The following is an 18,671-nucleotide window of genomic DNA, read 5'->3' on the forward strand; positions in this document are numbered from 1 at the left end:
CCAGTTCGAGTTTCATCATGAAAAGCTTCGATTCTCGCGTCTACAGCATCAACGATTTTGTTGAGTGGGATAAACATAAGCAACTGGTCTTGAACCCGTCGTTCCAGCGACGTGCTGTTTGGAGTGACAAGGCGAAAAGTTTCCTGATGGACACCATCGTGCGTGGGAAGCCAATTCCCAAGGTATTCATCAGGCAGAAGATAAATGTAACTACCAAAGTTTCGGTCCGAGAAGTTGTGGACGGTCAGCAGCGGCTCCGGTCAATTCTCTCGTACATTAAAGATGGCTTTGCGATCACAAAACGAATGCATCCCGACTACGGCGGCTTGCTCTTCAGTCAGCTTCCCGAGGATGTGCAATCGCAAATTCTGTCCTATGAGATTGCTGTCGATCTTCTGATCAATCTGCCAGACGCTGAAATCCTCGACATATTCGGCCGCCTCAACTCTTACGCTGTCATTTTGAATGAACAGGAAAAGCTAAATGCCATTCACTTTGGTGCGTTCAAAGTGCTGGCGGATCAGGTTGGACGAAAATACTACGAATACTGGATCAAGCAGAAGATCCTGACCTCAAAGGAAGTCCTTCGGATGGCCGAAGTGGCACTAGTTGCCGATCTGATAGTTGCCATGCTCGAAGGGATCAAAAACCGTAAACAGGTGGCTCGTTATTACGATCGATATGAAGATAGCTTCGAGCACGATCCAAAAAAGGTTGAAGAAGACTTCGACGCGGTGATTGTGACCATATCGAAAATCTTCCCGGAGGGTCTAGGCGAAACAGAATTCAGCCGCCCGTTCCTGTTCTACACCTTGTTTACAGCCGTGGCACATTGCATTCACGGCTTGCCCAACTTCGACTCTGCAAAGGTAGCGCTGACGACAGATGCCGCTATTGAAAAGGCACGCAACGGCCTTGACCGGGTGGAAGAGCTCTTTGCCTTGAAGGATGCTGCCCAGTTGAATGAGGTAGAGCAGCAATTTCTCCAAGATAGTCGTCGCGCCACCACTGATCCCAAAGTGCGTGAGCGCAGGACTGCATTTCTACTATCTCTGATGGGATAAGTTGCCGTGCCAGCCGTCCAAACCCTCGCTGATTTCCGCGCGAGCGTCGCTCAGTGCGAGAGTCTCATTGCGAATGCACATAGATTTGATGCTGCGGGAGCGCCAATCCTCCCCCAGATCGATTTGGAGCAGATCACGGTGGCGGCATTTCTAAATATGTTCATCGCTTGGGAGGCATTCCTAGAGGCATCGATTCATGAACATATGATCGGTGGTGCAACTATAGGGGGTGCACAACCCGTGCGGTACGTCAATCCACCGAACCTTGCAGTGGCACAGAAGATGGTCACTGGGACTATGCGCTACTTCGACTTCGCCAACCACGACAACGTGCGAAAAATTGTGAATCTCTATTTTGAGAATGGATACCCGTACGAGCCTCACATCAGTTCGATTGTCTCAGAGCTGAACGACCTCAGAACCATGCGGAATGCATCTGCCCACATATCGTCAACCACTCAGCAGGCCTTAGAATCACTGGCCGGGCGGATATTCGGGGCACCGAGCCCGGATGTCTCACTGTATGCTCTTCTCACCGCGCCAGATCCCACGTCAGCAAACGGCGACACGGTCCTCGTAACCTATAGACGAAAGCTTGATACGGCGGCGGAGTTGATTTCAAACGGCTAACCTTTGAGCGGTCCTATGGCCTCTTCGGCCCGATCATCGACAACGTGATCGACGTCCGCGCAGTCCGCGCCCCGTCAGGAGCAGTGAGATGCAATACCGATTTCTTGCCAAGGAGCATCTCAAGAAGGCGACCTCCCTTTTGGCTACCCACGACGTTGATCAATTGCCCTATGCTTGTCTGGAACTTCGCAAGTGCATCGAAGCGCTGTCGTACGAACTCCTCACGGGCTACTTGGCCGAGGCCTCGATGAAGGTCATAGAAACTTGGCAGCCCGATAAGGTCATGAAGGAGCTAGTCCGGATTGACCCCGGAGCCGAACGCAATTCATTCCTTCGAATGAGACGCGAGGGCACTGATGGAGGACCGTCCGGGGACTGGATGAATCTCGGCGAAGATCGGCGCCCTAAGGCTGCATGGGTCACTAAGTCGTATCACCAACTCGGCAGCTTCTTACATGTGCAAACAATCAAACAGCAGCGCGAAGGAGTGGCTTTTGATGCGGCAACGTGCCGCGACCGTGCGGTGCAGATTGCAGAAGAGCTTGCGCGAATACTGGAAGCTTCCATTTGGAACGCTAACTTTGCCGTGTCAGTCACGTTTGACTGCGCTGAATGCGAGGCCCCAATCAAGCGTCGAAGCGAGGTACTGGAGACGGGCGGCGTGATCGAATGCGGCCACTGCGGCCAACTCTATGATGCGGAGGTAGGAGGCAATGGCAGCTATTTATTTGTCCCGCATTCCTTCAGTTGGGATTGCGACGGCTGCGGCACGAAACGGGAGATCGCGCAGAGCAAGGCGCGTGACGGATTGGACGTAAGCTGTCAATGTGGAGGCCGGACGACCTTGAAACGTCAAATACAGTGGACGCTCGAAAAAATAGGCTGATTTTCATTCGCGGAGGCGGAGTCGCGGGGGCTATCGTTTACCGGTGCCATAAGGAAGTAGAACGCCTTAGGTGCTTTCATGGCGCGAGCAGGAGGTCTAGATAGCCGGTCTCGCCTAGGGTCGCGAGGTAGTTAATAGCCTCTGTGATGGCTGCGGCAGTTTTTGGCGATCCGGTCGCAAGACCGTTCGTGAATATCGAGCGCATCCCGGCGGCTTGGCTCATATAGACCCAGCGGTCGAAGCGTTGGTTCTTCACCAGAGCCGCAAGAGTCTCGGCGGCACGATCCGGAAACTTGGAAGATGCCTGCGCCAATCGATCCAATACATTGTACGGCTCGCTAGGCGCAAAGCCAGCGTGCGACATCGAGAGCGCCTGATCCATCAGCCATTCGTCCGGAATGCCTTTGCGAGAGAATAGCTGCCCCATCGCGCCGATCTCTTCACGAAACATATCGGGCTTTTCCGAGGCTTTCGCTGCTGCTAGTCGGCGGTCCCAATACGAACGTGCGCGAGCACGCAGGTCGTCGGGAAGCTGATCGGGGCGCAGCTCAAGTTGGGCACCGAGAAACCAAATTGCATGCTGACGCGGCCCTACTGGCGCTCTATCCCAAAACTGCTGAAATACATCGTCCGGAAACGCCGACTTAATATAGAGAATGACCAGATATTCGGCGAGACGATCATCGAGATGTTTGTCCCTGGCAACATTATTCTGCCCGAGCCTCTCGATCTCGTGCACATAACAAGCACGCATAGCCAAAGCGAACCCGCTCATTGGGCCGCTATCCGCGCTGAGGTGCGCAAGCCACGTAGCGTCGCGTAGAGCTTCGTCATCGTTCGGAAAGAGAGCCGTCATTTGCTGACGTAGCCAAGCCTCTCCAAAGAACGCGAGCCAACTGAGGTATCGCCCCATGATCGCGCGGGGAATACGACCGGCCGGAGTGCGATCAGCTAGTTCCGCTTCGAAGAGTTGACGAATGTCGGATAGCTCTTGAATGGCTTCGCGGGGCCTTTTACCGAGCTCGCCGTCTAAGTCTTTGGTGCGCCAGAAGATGAAAAGGATAGCAAGCTCGACCGAGGCGCCCCTCCATGTTGCTTGTGCCCCAAGGTGGGGCAAGCTGCTATAGCTTTCCTCGAAATTCTCCGTATCTGGATGCCGTGGGGCGGAGCGATACAGTTCGAGAACGATTTGTTGCAAAAGGTCGGTCTGCGCAAACGGAATTGCGTGGGCTCCTCGACGGAAGCCGGAAGCAAGCAATCCGATCGCAGCTTTCCGCGACCATGACCGGTCGGGATCATCTCCCTCGATGCCGCTAGGAACGTACTGAGAAGCCGGCCGGACCACGGCTTCAATCAGCGCAAGCGCACCGGTCCAATCCAAATCGGTGTTGTTATTCGAAGCGTTGGATAGCCCTTCGAGGATTGCGCGTGCATAAATTGGCGGAAGCGAAGCAAAGCGAGCAGCGTTTGCGGAGTACGAATCTGCTCTGACCATCGCGGCATTGCGAAGGTCTTGCGCGAGCGCGGTTATCGTTTCTCGTTGGCCGCTAGAGGAGGGCCGCCACATCTCCAAGAAGGCGACAATCTCGTCCAGGGGTGCCGTTGATAGCTCCGGTGTCTCTTGAGGCCTCTGTGGAGCCTCGTACAAGCGCTGACGCCATGCTTCAGGGTCGCCGAGTCTTTCTATGCTCTCGCGTCGTGCAATGGGCAGAGCTTCCCGCCAATGCCACAGCAGATCGCGCACAAGAGATTCGTCGCGGCTTTGCTGTTCTTGAAGCGTGGGGGGCCTCTTCTCGTGTTGTTCGAAGAGTTCGATGAAGCGGCCGCGAGTTTTCTTGGGGGCTCCATCCACGCAAGCCAAGATTTCAAGCTGAATCGGCTCAGGCAAAGAGGGAAACCAAGCTCGTGCAAGCTCGCCATATTCCGCCCGACACCATGTCTCCTCAATAAGGTCGCGATCAGTTAGCCAAGCTTGTGCTAAGTCGGGAGCACCACTTGGATTAAGAGAGAGTACGTGCAGCCCAATCCGAGTAAATATCTTTGGCGAATATTTTCGTATTTCCGACAATACGTTCGGTGTGCAAGTTGGATCAGCCTTGATGGCTAGTTGAGACGCTCTGACAAGTTCGCCAACAAGAGAGTCAATCACGTCGTGCTTTATGCCGTGCTCGGATATCTCACCCGAAAGATAGTATGTATAGTCATGTGGCGGATTCTCACTCACTTTGCCACTGATGCGTACAGCCTGATCGAGTAAGTCGCTGATTAAAGAGACCGCGTCGACCTTGCAGACTGGAGCAATAGCCTTGACTGCATCCGGCAAGTGGTGCTCGTACATGTGTCGACTGAACAACGTAGTCAGCCTTTCGTTCTCCGCGAAGACCTTGAACACGGAGCGTGTCACGTGGAGAGCTGCATCACCTTCGTTTCCTTGGGCGAGGCTCTTGATCAAATCGTGCGGGGCTTGCGCCATGATGAAACGAGCGGCGGGCGTTAGCCATTGTTCGACGAGATCGACAAGTGGCGCGGCATCGGCCGGCGGCAAAGATGCCAAAATATCCATCCCCATCTGCTGAACGTCAGGGTGGGTGGACACCGCAATATCGCGAAGCGCCGAGACAACCAGCGTCAGCGTGCTCACATCGTGCGATTTGGCCATACGCAGAAGGTAGCGGCCCGCAGGCCATTGGCGCAGAAATAATCCGTCGTCGCCCGCCTCATCTGTCTGCGATGAGGGAGCAGCTAGCAGGTTTCGCTTTGCTAGGTGCGGTAACCAATCTGGAGTTTCCAGCTTATTGAAAAAATGCCAGAGCAATGGCAGAGCGCCGGGAATCTCCTTTGAGAAGCTTGTTACCGCGGCGCTACGATCGTGCATTGCTATTAGCTGATCTATCCGCCGGATAAACGCCGCGTACCGGCCCTGCAGAGCGATCATGAGGCCACGGATGGTGGTATCGAAAGGTGCTTGCCAGTTGGTCCGAAACTCATCGTCAACGACAAACGACTGATGTAGGGCGCGACCGCCATGGGCTTGGCTATGAATTTGAGAGATAGATTTCCAGGCCCGCGCGATATCGCCGGTCGGCGCGAGACCAAGGCGAGTCACAATTTTTTCGATTTCTTCCTTATGGCTGAGCCGCGGACGTAGCTGATTGGTCGCCCGATGAACTGCATCGTCACTGAATCCGAACGCCTTGAGTTGTTTTTTCACTTCCTCAATTCGCTTCGTCTCTTCGGGTGAGGGTGTGACCGCTACGTCCATCGGAACTTCGAGCGTTTGTCGGAGGATCGATTCCAATTCGCGCAAGGCATGAGCGGCCATCGGGCTCGATACTCGGAGTGCAAAAACTCCAGCCGCCAAGCGGCAAAAGTCAACATAACGATCGGCAATGCGCTTACCGAGCATGCGTTGGATCAGTGTCGTCGTATTTTGCTGCTCAGGCGAAAGATCGAAAGTCTTAATAGGCTCGTCCATGAATGCTCCCGGTCATTCTGGGGCTGTGGATTGCGGGCTATCGGTGGTTCTTTCGGCTGCTATCAGAAGGTTGCTATGTCACGCTGCCATGTGAATCGATTCGTCAGCGAGATATTCTAGGGAAGCAACTCTCCCACTGTGCAGATTGAGGGGAAGCCAGCTTAGATGCTGTACCACTATTGCACCAACAGCGCGTTCCTTTCGATCTTACAGACCAGAAGCGTTTGGTTGTCCGACTTCACACTCTCCAATGACCGGTTAGAGGGGAGATGGCTGCGCAATCTTTTGGTCGAACGCTGCACGCAGGAAGGTTTCTATCCCGTACAGATGGAAAGATTACTATCTTTCTTTGATTTGGGCGCGACTCGGCTTGGTGCTGCGGGCTTTTGTATGTCGGAGGAAGGTGACCTTCTCAGCCAGTGGCGTGCCTACGCAGGCGACGGGGGCGGCGTTTCTATCGGTTTCTCCAAACAGCGTTTGGAAGCGCTGGCCGGCGTTCTATACGCCAGACAGTCAGGAGAAGCCCTGTCATTGCACAAGGTTGCTTACTCTAGCGAAGACCAAGCCAGCCTTGTTCAATCGATTTTGGATGACGTCGTGCACGCGGTGAAAGCCGGGGCGCTCGACACGGGAACACTATTGACCGCATTAGACGGGGACAGGAAGGTCGAGGTCGATAAGCAATTTCGAAGCCTCACCGCGAGCTTTCTAGCTCTGCACCTCGTGCAATACCGAGTGAAGAACCCGGCTTTCCGCGAGGAGCGCGAGTGGCGATTGATCTCGCTTATCTTGTCGTATGCGACAGAAGCATCCTCGCATGGCGACCTGTCCAAGATGGATTTTCGTCCAGGACACGACCGCATAGTTCCGTATCGCATTCTTCCGCTTGGGGAAACCGCGCCGTGCGTAATCGAGGTTGTTCTTGGACCTAAGAACATTACACCCACTCGATACATCACGGCTGCACTTGAGCGGTATGGTTGGAAAAACGTGCCAGTCCGGATATCAGCCGCATCCTATCGATAAACTTATGTCGCTGAAGAGCCGTATCCCCAAAACAACGCTCGATAGTTGGAGAACCGAACTCTCGAATTGGAACCGTGTCGATGCATTTCGTCATCGGGTGGACGAAATCCTACGACCCCTCTCGCGATCAGTTTTCTTTGGTCAAGCCGGGCTCGCGTTCTTGCGGGACGCTTGGATTGCAGGTCGCTTCGCAACGGCCCTTTCGTCGGACCTCGTTCGGTTGGCGCCTACCGAGCGACCGGACTTCGAGATACAAACGGACGGGGTGATACAGCAATTTGAGGCGACCGAGGCTGACAGGGACGGCCGCCGACGCGGGGATGAGGAAGGCAGCTTTGCTCTGGAGCCTGATCCAGTAGAACAATGGAGGGCGCGATTTGAGGCCATCCCGGCCGCGCTTGACCGAGTAGTTACCAAGAAGATCGCAAAGAATTACCCGCCGGAAGTTGGGCTAGCGATCTACGTCAACCTAGGTTGCTATGGTGCATACGTGGACGAAGGCCTGCCGGTCCTTCAGAACGGCACCGCACCCGCGAAGGACAAGTTCAGGGCAGTGCTCGTGATGTGGGAAGGGACAGTTTACAAGCTATGGGAGGACGGGCGTCCTACCTTGGTGAAGTGGCCATATGCGAGCATGGAAGATTTTTGAAGACGTCAGCTCTCTATCCTTTGAGATACAGAGGTGTGTAACAAAGAATTTTCAGACTTGAAATTATCTTGCAGTTTCAATAGTATAGAGTTCGGTCGTCGCAATCCTTTCCTGGGCACCACCCTTTCCCTAAGCGATTGAAATTGCTGATTTGCAGGGAATTCGAGCCGCTGACCGGTACACAATACCGGGACATAGCGCTGGTGACGTCTGGAATGGCCTACATCACTTCTCGGGCTGACTGTTCCAGCCATATCTTTCGACTCAGAACGCCCGCCGATGTCCTGGCGCGCGGCGCGATGAACCGGCGCGTCCTGATCCAGTTCCCAGAGTTCATGTTCAGCCGGCCCTTCATCGCGACCGCGACGATCGGCGCAGAGATCAAATTCTCTCTGCGTACCCGCGACGATGATGTGGCGCGGTTCTGGACGAGCGTGGCGCTAGCGGAATTGAACAAGGTGTTCGCGACAATCCGCGCCGGGCCGCAACCGCTCACGCACAAGCAGCTGCTTGGTCTGTCGCGTGCCATCCATGAGCTCTACGTCGAGGCATTCCAGGATGATGATCATGGCTCGAACGACGTTTGGATAGCTCACTAGGCCTTCAATCGCGCGTTGCGGAGGGGGGGCGAATAAGGGACGTCGAGCCGATCGTTCCGGGTCAGACCGCTGTCGCCCGCATGCTGGGTGAGTTATGACTTTCCTGATAGGCGTCTGGCGAAATCGTGACTTCCGCCCTGCCGGGATCAAGGATTACGAGTTCAAACTCGTCGAGCCAACCGTCCAGACCTAGCCCCGATTTTGCGGCCCGACGCTGAGACTGTAACCAAATCCGCAGGGCCGCCGAACTAATGAGACAGGGCATGACGCCCCTGGAAATTGAACTTAAGGCCCTGATGCTTGCGAGCCTGAAAGGTGATGCGGCGTCACACCGCTCGCTGCTCGACCAGTTGAGCCGCCGCCTGCGCGGCTATTACAAGGCTAAGCTCGCAGCGATCGGCAGGGATACATCGGAGGCTGAAGATCTGGTGCAGGAAGCAGTGTTGGCGGTCCACATCAAACGGCATACCTATGATCCGCGGGAGCCGTTGACGCCTTGGGTGCACGCCATCGCGCGCTACAAACTGATCGATTTTCTGCGTCGGAACCGTGGGTCGCTTGCCGACGTGCCGATCGATGCGGCCGACGAGGTCATGGCGGATGATGACCATGCCGGTACAGAAAGCACGTATGACGTAAGGCGGCTGATCGAGCGGCTGCCCGAAGGCATGCAATGCGCGATCAAGGCTGTGAAACTCGACGGATTAAACGTAGCGGAAGCCGCGAGGAGATGTGGGCTCTCCGAGTCGGGCGTAAAAGTAAACATCCACCGTGGGCTCAAAGCGCTGGCCGCATTAATTGCGCGGGAAACCCGAACATGAAAACGGATGATCTGGTCGCGCTCCTGAGTACAAATGTCGAGCCGGTCGACCGCAACGCGGTCGTTCGCACGCTGTCCATCGCAATCGCCGCAGGGACAACCGTGGCGCTTGGCATCGCCTTTGCCGGCTTGGGCTTCCGCGCCGACTTGGCGACGACCCGCGCGCTGGCTTTTCTCGCCATAAAGCTCGCATTCGCAATCGGGGTCGTCGGTCTCGCGCTGGTTTACTTGACGAGGCTGGCCCGCCCCGGCGGGGAACAAAAAATTTCGCCCTTCCTCGTCGCGGTGCCGTTTCTCGTCATTGTGGCTCTTGCCGCCGTCAGCCTAGGGGCGGCGCCCCGCGCGCATTGGGACCGGATGATCGTGGGGGATGAATGGCTGGAATGCCTCCTCTCCATTCCGGTCATTGCGATCGTCCCCTTTGCCGTTTCAATTTGGGCCGTGCGCAAAGGTGCGCCCACAAATCTTCGACGCGCCGGCGCGTTCGCGGGGCTCATAGCGGGAGGTGCAAGCGCAATAGCTTATGCGCTTCACTGCACGGAAGATTCGCTGCCATTTATTGCCGTCTGGTACGGCGGAACGATTGTGCTGTGCACACTGGCAGGCGCGGCGTTGGGACCACGGCTGTTGCGCTGGTGAGTAACCGATCAAGTGGTTTCACGTCGGCGTGAGCGTGTAACCCGCTGACATTTGACTCCGAACTCATGACCAGAAGCGCACATCACGGTGCTTCCAACATCATGGAGCCGGAACATGTCGACCAAGCACCTTCTCACGATTTCCCTCTTGTTGCCGCTCTTGGCGATCTCCGCGACGGCGCAGGCGGGCTCGACTATCACCGATAAGAGCTATTGGCCGAACGAAGCCAAACGGAGCGCGCCGATCAGGGCGGGATCGCAGACCGACCTCAACTCCGCGTTCGCCTACGATCGCGCCGCGTCACGTTGGGCACCCGCCATCGGCGGCGTTGCCAACCCGGCGCTCCAGTATCACGGCGGTCCGAAGGGGCATTGACGTCGTCCACGCAGAGCTTGCCAACATCGCAGCGCAACCACGGCTGTTGGCCAAGTGCTAGGGAGTTGTGGGTCGTGATCGACGCTCCGCAAACCCCTCGCCTTTGGTTCTCGCTGCAATAGGAAAGGGCATTTCATGGCTTTGGATCACCACATCACTACTAACGTCGCGAATTCACTGAGCGTCACTCCGGGCAACCATGTCGCCCGCTATCGGATGCCGCTGTATCTGGTTTTCGCAGCGGCGGCGTCTCTGAGTGTCGCCTGGAACTGGAATTGGCTGATCGGCGCCGAAATATTTCGCATCATGGCGTCGCTGCCGTGCGCATTCATGATGCTGATGTGCATGAAGCGCGCCGCTTGCAGGTAGAGCCGCGTTGCCCCGCAAGATGTTCGAGGTGAGCCTATGATGGACAATATGATGCCTGGGATGATGTGGGGTATGGGCCTCGTCTGGTTGCTGGTCGTGATCGTCTTAATCCTGGCGGCCGCGGCGCTGATTAAGTACCTTCGCACGAGAAGCAAGGACGATCGGCAATGAACAAACTCATTGTCATTGGGCTTTCGACGATTGCATTTGCATCGCCGTCGTTTGCCCAGCACGACGACGTCGCGCGAGGCCAACGGAGTTTCCGCATGTGCGCCCCTTGCCATTCGCTTGAACCCGACCGAAACATGACGGGGCCGAGCCTTGCCGGTCTGTGGGGACGCAAGGCCGGATCGCTACCGAGCTTCGAGCGCTATTCCGATGTGCTCAAATCGTCCGGCATCATCTGGGACGATCGCTCGCTGGACGGCTGGTTGACCGATCCCGACCGCATGGTGCCGGGCAACGAAATGCCGTTCAACGGCATCAAGAACCCCCAGGACCGTGCAGACCTGCTCGCCTTCCTGAAAGAGGCGACCAAGCCAGGCGCCGCACCGCAGGTGACCGCTCAAGGGCAAATGGGAGGCATGGGCGGGATGATGGGCGGCGGTCCCGATCCCAATTTGAAAAATATGGAAGCGAACATGCAGGTGAAGGCGATCACCTATTGTCGCGATACCTACCGAGTGACCACTGCCGATGGCAAGACCCGCGCCTTTTGGGAACGCAACCTGCGCCTGAAAACTGATTCTGGCAAAGACGGCCCGCAAAGTGGCGCGCCGGCGTTGGTTCCCGCGGGCATGATGGGCGACCGGGCGGACGTGATTTTTGCCGCACCCGATGAGATCAGCAACACGATCAAAGCCGGATGCTAAGCCGATTGCGGCACGCAGGTCCCGGTCAAGGCGCAGGTTCGGGAAGCTGGCGTCCAGGTGCTTGACGGATCGAAATGACTCACCTTGTCTTTCGGTACGCAAGAGCGGTACACAATCGTCCACCGAGCGGTTCAAAATCCCAGCAAAATGGGGCTTTTTCGGCGGGGGCGATCCAATCCTTTCCTGGGCGCGGCGACGGTGAGGATCAGTTGCGGTCCGCTTGCGCCGCCAGTTTGGCTTCGAGCCGATCGAACACGCCAGAACCCGGCTTGAGCCGGCCTGCATCGGTATTTTCAAGAAAACAGCTGGTTGGGGACCTCGGAAACCTGCCGCCGCGCCGAATTTCGTCCGCTGGTACCCCCGATTGCGCCATCCGAATTTACTCCACCTTAGACAACTTGGCCTAAGTCAGCGGTCAGGCTCGCAACCGGCGGTCGGCGAGCACGCAGAGCCGTCGGGCTCGCTTTGTCGTGAGGGAAGCGGTGGATCAGCACCAGGTCTGGCGCGCGTCGGCATTCGACAAGGTTGCGAACGCGATCAGCCCGTTTTTTCTGAGATCGGGAATTTATCTATTCCTGATCTCGTTCATTTGCCTGTTCTACGTCTTGAACGCGCCGCTTCTGCTCGGTCACTACGATCTGGGCTGGCATCTGGCGGCCGGAGATCTGATCCGGGACAGCAACGCTATCCCGCCCCAGGACACCTGGTCGTTCACCCACGGCGACAAGCCGTGGTTCAATCTGTCCTGGCTCTGGGACGCGCTTGCCAGTGCGACGTTTCAATACGCGGGCTTTGGCGGCCTCGTCGTGCTGACGGTGGCCTGTGGCGCGGCGATCGTCGGCACCCTGACTGCGATCTCTCTTGGCTACGGCGCATCGGCGATCGCGGTTTGCGTCTCGGTCTTCTTTGCCTGCCTGCTCTATCCCGCCTACGAAGCTTCGCCGAACATGTATCTCGCGGTCTCGCCGAATACATGCACGATGTTGTTCTGCGTCGTGTTCTACCGCGAGTGCCTGAGACGAACGCGATGGTTCGTGCTTCCCGTGTTGATGGCGCTCTGGGCCAATCTGCACGGCGGCTTTCTGCTCGGCTTCTTCGTGATCGGCGTTTTCTTCGGCGCCGCCTTGCTCAGAGCGGCCTGGGCCGAGCTCAGGATCGTTGCGCTCACCGGAATCGGGTGTCTTGCCGCGACATTCGTCAACCCGCTCGGCTGGAATATCTATGCCGGTGCTGCCGCGACGATGGGGCACTTCGTCCAGGGCAATATCGGCGAATGGCTGTCCTACTATCACAACATGGAAATGCCCGGCAGCATTCCCGGCATCCTGTACATGCTGGCCTTCGTTGCGCTCGAACTGCGCTACAGAAACTCCAGGCCGATCCCGCTCGAACCGAGATTGATGTCATGGCTGTTCCTGATTCTGGGGCTGTATCAGTTCAGGTACATCGCCTTCTTCTTCATCTTCTCGACCGCGCCGATGGCGCTTCACCTCAGCCGCTTGCTGCCGGAACGTCTCACGGGTCTCGATCTGCGTGGACCGTTGCTTGCCGCCGGCATCGTCGGTCTGTGCACCCTGCCGATGGTCTACTTACGCGTTGCGCCGGCGCTCGCACTTCCGCAGATGCTGTCGACCGAAGATGCCGGCTATCTGCAAAAATACCTCGCAGGTCAGCGGGTGCTGAACAATTGGAACGTCGGCGGTTACCTGATTTTCGCGACGCACGGAACTGTCCCCCTGTTCGTCGACGGCCGCGCCGCAACGGCCTATCCGGATGATCTGCTGCGCGACTATTTCAAGCTGGTGAGCTGGGAGATCGACGAAGCCGCGTGGGACATGGTGCTCGACAAATACCGGATCGACGCCGTGCTATGGGTCAAGGCGCACGACCAGCTGCGGCACTTTCTCGTGGAGCGCCGAGGCTGGCGCGAGCAATACACCGGCGCCTACGAGACCGTTTACGTCCGGCCTTGATCCGGTTTTGCCGGCGATGCCAAAAGACAATGACAAACGATAATGACGAGCAGCGCCGCAGCTCTGTATGCCCAGCTGCGCCTGATGCTTGCGCCGACGGCTGCCAGCGGATACATCGCGGCCGGCCCTCGCCAGCGTCTGTCGCGGGTATTAGCCTGCGAAAGCGCACCGATTCGATTGAGGTTTGAAACGCCATGACCGTACGCCTGCACCGCGGCGACCTGCCCGATCTGTCCCGCTACACCGGAGCGGTGGCGATCGACACCGAGACCATGGGCTTGAACCCGCACCGCGACCGGCTCTGCGTGGTGCAGCTCTCGCCCGGCGACGGCAGCGCAGACGTGGTGCAGATACCCAAGGGGCATACCGACGCGCCGAACCTGAAGGCCCTGCTGGCCAATCCCGCGATCACGAAGATCTTCCACTTTGCGCGGTTCGACGTCGCGGTGCTCTACCAGACGTTTGGCGTCATGACCGGGCCGATTTACTGCACCAAGATCGCCTCCCGCCTGATCCGCACCTATACCGATCGCCATGGCCTCAAGGACCTCGTGCGCGAGGTGCTCAATGTCGATCTCTCCAAGCAGCAGCAATCGAGCGATTGGGGTTCCGACAGCCTGACCGAGCCGCAGCTCGCCTACGCCGCCTCCGACGTGCTCCATCTGCACGGCTTGCGCGAGCGGCTCGATGCCATGCTGGCGCGGGAAGGCCGCACCGCGCTGGCAAAAGCCTGTTTCGACTTCCTGCCGACCCGCGCTCTGCTCGACCTCCAGGGCTGGGCCGAAGAGGACATTTTCGCGCATTCCTAGAGCTTCGCGTGGCGGCTGGGTTGGGCGGTCGCCCCGTTTCGGTCACTTTCCTGACGGCCTGTCGCCGGCTGCATATTTTGGCGTTGCCGGCTACAATGGGGCGCCCGTCAACCGGACAAGGCGAGCGATACCTCAGGAGCCCAGGTGAATTCGGCCCATAATCCCACCTATGACGCCGCGCTTGCGGCGAAGTTCGCCGGCGCGGCTCGCCACAGCCGCCTGGTGCGGATTCTGCGCATCGCGGTGCCGACGACGGTGGCCGTGGCCATGGCTGTGATCGTGGCCGTGTCAACCTTCCTCAATCCCTTCAAGATCCCGGTGAAGCTCGACTCCGGAAACCTCGTGGTGACAGGCACCAAGATCACGATGGAATCGCCGCATATGTCCGGCTTCACCCCGGACCAGCGGCCCTACGAGCTCTGGGCCAAGACCGCGACACAGGACATCACCGATCCCGACCATGTCGATCTCCATGATTTGCGCGCGAAAGTGTTGATGGAAGACCAATCGACCCTGTTCCTCGATGCCCGCACCGGACGGTTCGACAACAAGCAGCAGCAGCTCGACCTGCACAAGGACATCTTCCTGCGCACCTCGACCGGCTACGAGGCGCGGCTGAACTCGGCCTTCGTCGATATGGGCAAGGGCACGGTCTCGTCGGATGAGCATGTCGACGTCAAGCTGACCAACGGCACGCTGACCGCCGATCGGCTGCGGATCACGGACGGCGGCGATGTCATCCGCTTCGAGGGCAATGTGGTGATGCATCTCGACAAGCTGGACGATCCTGCCGCCGCTCAGCCTGTGCCCCCCGAGCCTGCGCCGCCAGCGAAGACACGCACGCCGCAGAACAAGTCTGCCAATTCAAAGTGATTTTCATGATCAGGTTTTTTCCGCGCAACAAAGACAAGCGGCGCGTCATCCCTGGTGCGGCCGCGCTCGCCGTCGGCGTCGCACTGCTCGCAACGGGTGCGGCAATCGCGCAGAGCACGATGCAAGGCGTGCCCAACGCGATGCAGGGCTTCTCGCAGAATCGCGATCAACCGATCCAGATCGAAGCTGCCTCGCTCGAGATGCGCGACAAGAAGAAGGAGGCGACCTTCTCCGGCAATGTGAAGGTCATCCAGGGCGACACCACCATGACCTCGAAGACGCTGGTGGTGTTTTACGATTCGGGCGGCGACAAGCCGGCCACACCGCAGCCTGCGGCGAAGGCGACAAAGGGCGCTCCGATGCAGTCGGCGACGCCGGGGCCGGGCGGCAGCTCCTCGATCAAGCGGCTGGAGGCGCGCGGCAATGTCGTCGTCACCCAGAAGGACCAGGTGGTGACAGGCGAGACCGCCGTGTTCGACACCAGGACCAATCAGATCACCATGCTCGGCGGCGTCGTCTTGACGCAGTGCAAGAACGTGCTGCGCGGCGACCGGCTGGCGGTCGACATGACCACCGGCGTGTCGCGTGTGGAATCCGACACCGGCCGGGTGCAGGCGCTGCTGCCACAAGGCGGCGGCAATGATTGCGGATCCGGAGGATCGGGCAAGCCCGGCGCGGGGCCTTTGCAACTGCCTGGCGCCAGTAAACCGAAGTAAAATTTGAAGAATGATTTCAAGCGCTTGGGCCGAGCACTGCTGATCCGAGGTTGAAGCTTGCCCGGCGAGACTGTATCTGGTGCGAAGGGCTTTCGAAGCGGGGTTCGCCGCTTATCGGGGGTGTTTCACCGGGCAGTTCCGCGCAGGATCGTCGCGAAAGGCTAGAAGGCGGGGATGGTCGATCTCTTCAGCATGTTCCGTCGGCGCCCCGCCAAGCGCGGCCGGCCAGGATTTGCGCGCCAGGACATCACCGCGCTCGGTGACAGTGTCGGCGGTCTCGTGGCCAGCCCGGTACGGGATGCGCCGCCGATTGCGCGTGACCAGCCGATGCATGCGCCAGACCAGTTCCAGGCTGACTTCCAGGCCACCTATCAAGCCGAGCCGCGCGCGCAGGCGGTTCATCCCGTCAGGGCCGCTGCCGCCAAGCCCAATGGTTCCGGCGGGCCTCAGCTGTTGAAGCGCCCGGGCTTCCTGGCTGTGCATAGCGTGGAAAAGAGTTTTGGCAGCCGCCAGGTTGTGCGCGGCGTCAGCATCTATGTGCGCCGCGGCGAAGCGGTCGGCCTGCTCGGTCCGAACGGCGCCGGCAAGACCACCGTGTTCTACATGATCACCGGCCTGATCAAGGCCGACCGCGGCGCGATCGAACTCGACGGCCACGACGTCACCAAGCTGCCGATGTATCAGCGTGCGCGACTGGGCATCGGCTATCTGCCGCAGGAAGCCTCGATCTTTCGCGGCCTCACCGTCGAGCAGAACATCCGCGCCGTGCTTGAAGTGGTCGAGCCCTCGCGCAAGAAGCGCGAGCAGCAGCTCGACTCGCTGCTCGACGAATTCAACATCACGCGCCTGCGTAAATCGCCGTCGATCGCGCTGTCCGGCGGTGAGCGGCGCCGCGTCGAGATCGCACGTGCGCTGGCGACGCGTCCGAACTACATGCTGCTCGACGAGCCCTTTGCCGGCATCGATCCGATCGCGGTCGGCGACATCCAGGACCTCGTCCGCCATCTCACCAACCGCGGCATCGGCGTGCTGATCACCGACCACAATGTGCGCGAGACGCTCGGCCTCACCGATCGCGCCTACATCGTCTATGCCGGTGAAATCCTGACCGAGGGGAGCCCGGATGAGATCGTCGCCGATCCGGACGTACGCCGTCTTTACCTTGGCGAGGAGTTCCGCCTCTAGCCCGTTTTTCCATTTCGTCAAGGCGTGTACATCAGGCTCGGACTAGGATAAGCAAAAATCGGACCAACTTTTGGGATCGGTTCTTGCTTCATGGCGCTTACGCAGAGATTAGAGTTCCGGCAATCGCAGTCGCTGGTCATGACGCCGCAGTTGATGCAGGCGATCAAGCTGCTGCAATTGTCCAATCTCGATCTCACGACGTTCGTGGAAGAGGAACTCGAGCGCAATCCGCTGCTGGAGCGGGCCAATGACGAGCCCCCGGCCGGCGAAGCCCCGGCCGAGACCGGCCAGTTCAACGATAGCGACGGCGGCCACAATGACGAGCCCGGCGGCGGTCCGGGCGAGGCGTTCGAGCCCGGCCAGGAAGAATGGATGAGCAAGGATCTCGGCACCCGCGCCGAGATCGAGCAGACCATGGACACCGGCCTCGACAACGTCTTCTCCGAGGAACCGGCCGAGGCTGCCGCACGCAACGCCCAGGATGCGGCGCCGACCACCTATACGGAATGGGGCGGCGGTGCCTCCGGTGACGAGGCCTACAATCTCGAAGCCTTCGTCGCCGCGGAGACCACGCTCGGCGACCACCTCGCCGAGCAGCTGTCGGTTGCTTTCACCGGGGCCGCGCAGCGCATGATCGGCCAGTACCTGATCGACCTCGTCGACGAGGCCGGCTATCTGCCGCCGGATCTCGGCCAGGCCGCCGAGCGGCTTGGCGCATCGCAACAGGACGTCGAGAACGTTCTTGCCGTGCTGCAAAAATTCGATCCGCCCGGCGTCTGCGCGCGCAATTTGAGCGAATGCCTGGCGATCCAGCTCCGCGAGCTCGACCGCTACGATCCCGCGATGCAGGCCCTGGTCGAGCATCTCGATCTCCTCGCCAAGCGCGACGTCGGAGCCTTGCGCAAGCTCTGCGGCGTCGATGACGAGGACATCGCCGACATGATCGGCGAGATTCGCCGGCTCAATCCCAAGCCCGGCATGAAGTTCGGCTCGGCCCGGCTCCAGACCATGGTACCTGACGTCTATGTCCGCCCCGGTCCCGACGGCGGTTGGCACGTTGAGCTCAACAGCGACACCTTGCCGCGCGTGCTGGTCAACCAGACCTACTATTCGCAGCTCTCCAAGAAGATCGGCAAGGACGGCGACAAGTCCTATTTCACCGACGCGCTCCAGAATGCGACCTGGCTGGTGCGCGCGCTCGACCAGCGCGCCCGCACCATCCTGAAGGTCGCGACCGAGATCGTGCGCCAGCAGGACGGCTTCTTCACCCATGGCGTGGCGCACCTGCGGCCGCTAAATCTGAAGGCCGTCGCCGACGCCATCCAGATGCATGAATCCACGGTGTCGCGCGTCACCGCCAACAAATACATGGCGACCAATCGCGGCACGTTCGAGCTGAAATATTTCTTCACGGCCTCGATCGCTTCGGCTGACGGCGGCGAGGCGCATTCGGCCGAAGCCGTGCGTCACCACATCAAGCAGCTGATCGATTCGGAGGCGCCGTCCGCGATCCTGTCCGACGATACCATCGTGGAACGCTTGCGCGGCTCGGGCATTGATATTGCCCGCCGCACGGTCGCGAAGTACCGCGAAGCCATGCGCATTCCTTCCTCGGTGCAACGCCGCCGCGACAAGCAGAGCGCTCTTGGTAACGTCCTCTCCACCGCAATGTCCGATCGCTCCCGCAGCACCGTGCCGGCCTGATTGCGCT

18 protein-coding genes are annotated in these 18,671 nt (G+C 59.0%); 17 read left to right on the forward strand and 1 reads right to left on the reverse strand.

The window, feature by feature from the left end; translation table 11 throughout:
• The first annotated feature begins 17 nt into the window (after nt 1–17).
• The 3 genes from IVA74_RS37460 to IVA74_RS37470 all read left to right on the forward strand — a co-directional run bounded on the left by IVA74_RS37460 (nt 18) and on the right by IVA74_RS37470 (nt 2,580).
• Nucleotides 18–1,064, forward strand: a complete 1,047-nt coding sequence (locus IVA74_RS37460; RefSeq protein ID WP_247352725.1) for a DUF262 domain-containing protein — start codon at nt 18–20, stop codon at nt 1,062–1,064.
• A 6-nt stretch (nt 1,065–1,070) separates the two neighbouring features.
• Nucleotides 1,071–1,694 carry a hypothetical protein gene (locus IVA74_RS37465; protein ID WP_247352727.1) on the forward strand — a complete coding sequence of 208 codons (624 nt, stop codon included), beginning with the start codon at nt 1,071–1,073 and terminating at the stop codon, nt 1,692–1,694.
• 88 nt (nt 1,695–1,782) lie between these two features.
• Nucleotides 1,783–2,580, forward strand: coding sequence for a hypothetical protein (locus IVA74_RS37470; protein ID WP_247352729.1), 798 nt, complete (start codon nt 1,783–1,785; stop codon nt 2,578–2,580).
• Between the two features lie 76 nt (nt 2,581–2,656).
• On the opposite strand, the gene IVA74_RS37475 is transcribed toward IVA74_RS37470, so the two are convergent.
• Nucleotides 2,657–6,055, reverse strand: coding sequence for a hypothetical protein (locus tag IVA74_RS37475; RefSeq protein ID WP_247352731.1), 3,399 nt, complete (start codon nt 6,053–6,055; stop codon nt 2,657–2,659).
• Nucleotides 6,056–6,220: 165 nt separating this feature from the next.
• On the opposite strand from IVA74_RS37475, the gene IVA74_RS37480 reads away from it, so the two are divergent.
• The 14 genes from IVA74_RS37480 to rpoN all read left to right on the forward strand — a co-directional run bounded on the left by IVA74_RS37480 (nt 6,221) and on the right by rpoN (nt 18,664).
• On the forward strand, nt 6,221–7,081 hold the full coding sequence (locus tag IVA74_RS37480; RefSeq protein WP_247352732.1) for a DUF2971 domain-containing protein: 861 nt from the start codon (nt 6,221–6,223) through the stop codon (nt 7,079–7,081).
• Between the two features lie 4 nt (nt 7,082–7,085).
• Nucleotides 7,086–7,730 (forward strand): hypothetical protein, encoded by a 645-nt coding sequence (locus tag IVA74_RS37485; protein WP_247352734.1) that lies wholly within the window; start codon nt 7,086–7,088, stop codon nt 7,728–7,730.
• A gap of 215 nt (nt 7,731–7,945) precedes the next feature.
• A complete protein-coding gene (locus IVA74_RS37490; RefSeq protein ID WP_247352735.1) occupies nt 7,946–8,329 on the forward strand; it encodes a hypothetical protein in 384 nt (127 codons plus the stop codon).
• A gap of 263 nt (nt 8,330–8,592) precedes the next feature.
• A complete protein-coding gene (locus tag IVA74_RS37495; RefSeq protein WP_247352737.1) occupies nt 8,593–9,150 on the forward strand; it encodes a sigma-70 family RNA polymerase sigma factor in 558 nt (185 codons plus the stop codon).
• On the forward strand, nt 9,147–9,788 hold the full coding sequence (locus IVA74_RS37500) for a DUF1109 domain-containing protein (RefSeq protein WP_247352739.1): 642 nt from the start codon (nt 9,147–9,149) through the stop codon (nt 9,786–9,788). The genes IVA74_RS37495 and IVA74_RS37500 overlap by 4 nt, the downstream gene beginning before the upstream one ends.
• 114 nt (nt 9,789–9,902) lie before the next feature.
• Nucleotides 9,903–10,163 (forward strand): hypothetical protein, encoded by a 261-nt coding sequence (locus IVA74_RS37505; RefSeq protein ID WP_247352741.1) that lies wholly within the window; start codon nt 9,903–9,905, stop codon nt 10,161–10,163.
• Nucleotides 10,164–10,298: 135 nt separating this feature from the next.
• Nucleotides 10,299–10,532 (forward strand): hypothetical protein, encoded by a 234-nt coding sequence (locus IVA74_RS37510; protein WP_247352743.1) that lies wholly within the window; start codon nt 10,299–10,301, stop codon nt 10,530–10,532.
• A gap of 167 nt (nt 10,533–10,699) precedes the next feature.
• Nucleotides 10,700–11,404, forward strand: a complete 705-nt coding sequence (locus IVA74_RS37515; protein ID WP_247352745.1) for a c-type cytochrome — start codon at nt 10,700–10,702, stop codon at nt 11,402–11,404.
• A gap of 482 nt (nt 11,405–11,886) precedes the next feature.
• The gene (locus IVA74_RS37520; RefSeq protein ID WP_247352747.1) at nt 11,887–13,377 is read left to right on the forward strand and encodes a hypothetical protein; all 1,491 of its coding nucleotides are present in this window, start codon (nt 11,887–11,889) and stop codon (nt 13,375–13,377) included.
• Nucleotides 13,378–13,571: 194 nt separating this feature from the next.
• The gene (locus IVA74_RS37525) at nt 13,572–14,186 is read left to right on the forward strand and encodes a ribonuclease D (protein ID WP_247352748.1); all 615 of its coding nucleotides are present in this window, start codon (nt 13,572–13,574) and stop codon (nt 14,184–14,186) included.
• 144 nt (nt 14,187–14,330) lie between these two features.
• Nucleotides 14,331–15,059, forward strand: coding sequence for an LPS export ABC transporter periplasmic protein LptC (lptC, locus tag IVA74_RS37530; RefSeq protein ID WP_247352750.1), 729 nt, complete (start codon nt 14,331–14,333; stop codon nt 15,057–15,059).
• Nucleotides 15,060–15,064: 5 nt separating this feature from the next.
• Nucleotides 15,065–15,775 carry an LptA/OstA family protein gene (locus tag IVA74_RS37535; protein ID WP_247352752.1) on the forward strand — a complete coding sequence of 237 codons (711 nt, stop codon included), beginning with the start codon at nt 15,065–15,067 and terminating at the stop codon, nt 15,773–15,775.
• A 174-nt stretch (nt 15,776–15,949) separates the two neighbouring features.
• A complete protein-coding gene (gene lptB / locus IVA74_RS37540; protein ID WP_247352754.1) occupies nt 15,950–16,960 on the forward strand; it encodes an LPS export ABC transporter ATP-binding protein in 1,011 nt (336 codons plus the stop codon).
• 90 nt (nt 16,961–17,050) lie between these two features.
• Complete coding sequence (gene rpoN / locus IVA74_RS37545; RefSeq protein WP_247352756.1) at nt 17,051–18,664, forward strand: RNA polymerase factor sigma-54; 1,614 nt, start codon at nt 17,051–17,053, stop codon at nt 18,662–18,664.
• The last annotated feature ends 7 nt before the right edge of the window (nt 18,665–18,671 follow it).

The sequence above is a fragment of the Bradyrhizobium sp. 132 genome (assembly GCF_023074185.1).
In the GTDB taxonomy this organism is placed as follows: domain Bacteria; phylum Pseudomonadota; class Alphaproteobacteria; order Rhizobiales; family Xanthobacteraceae; genus Bradyrhizobium.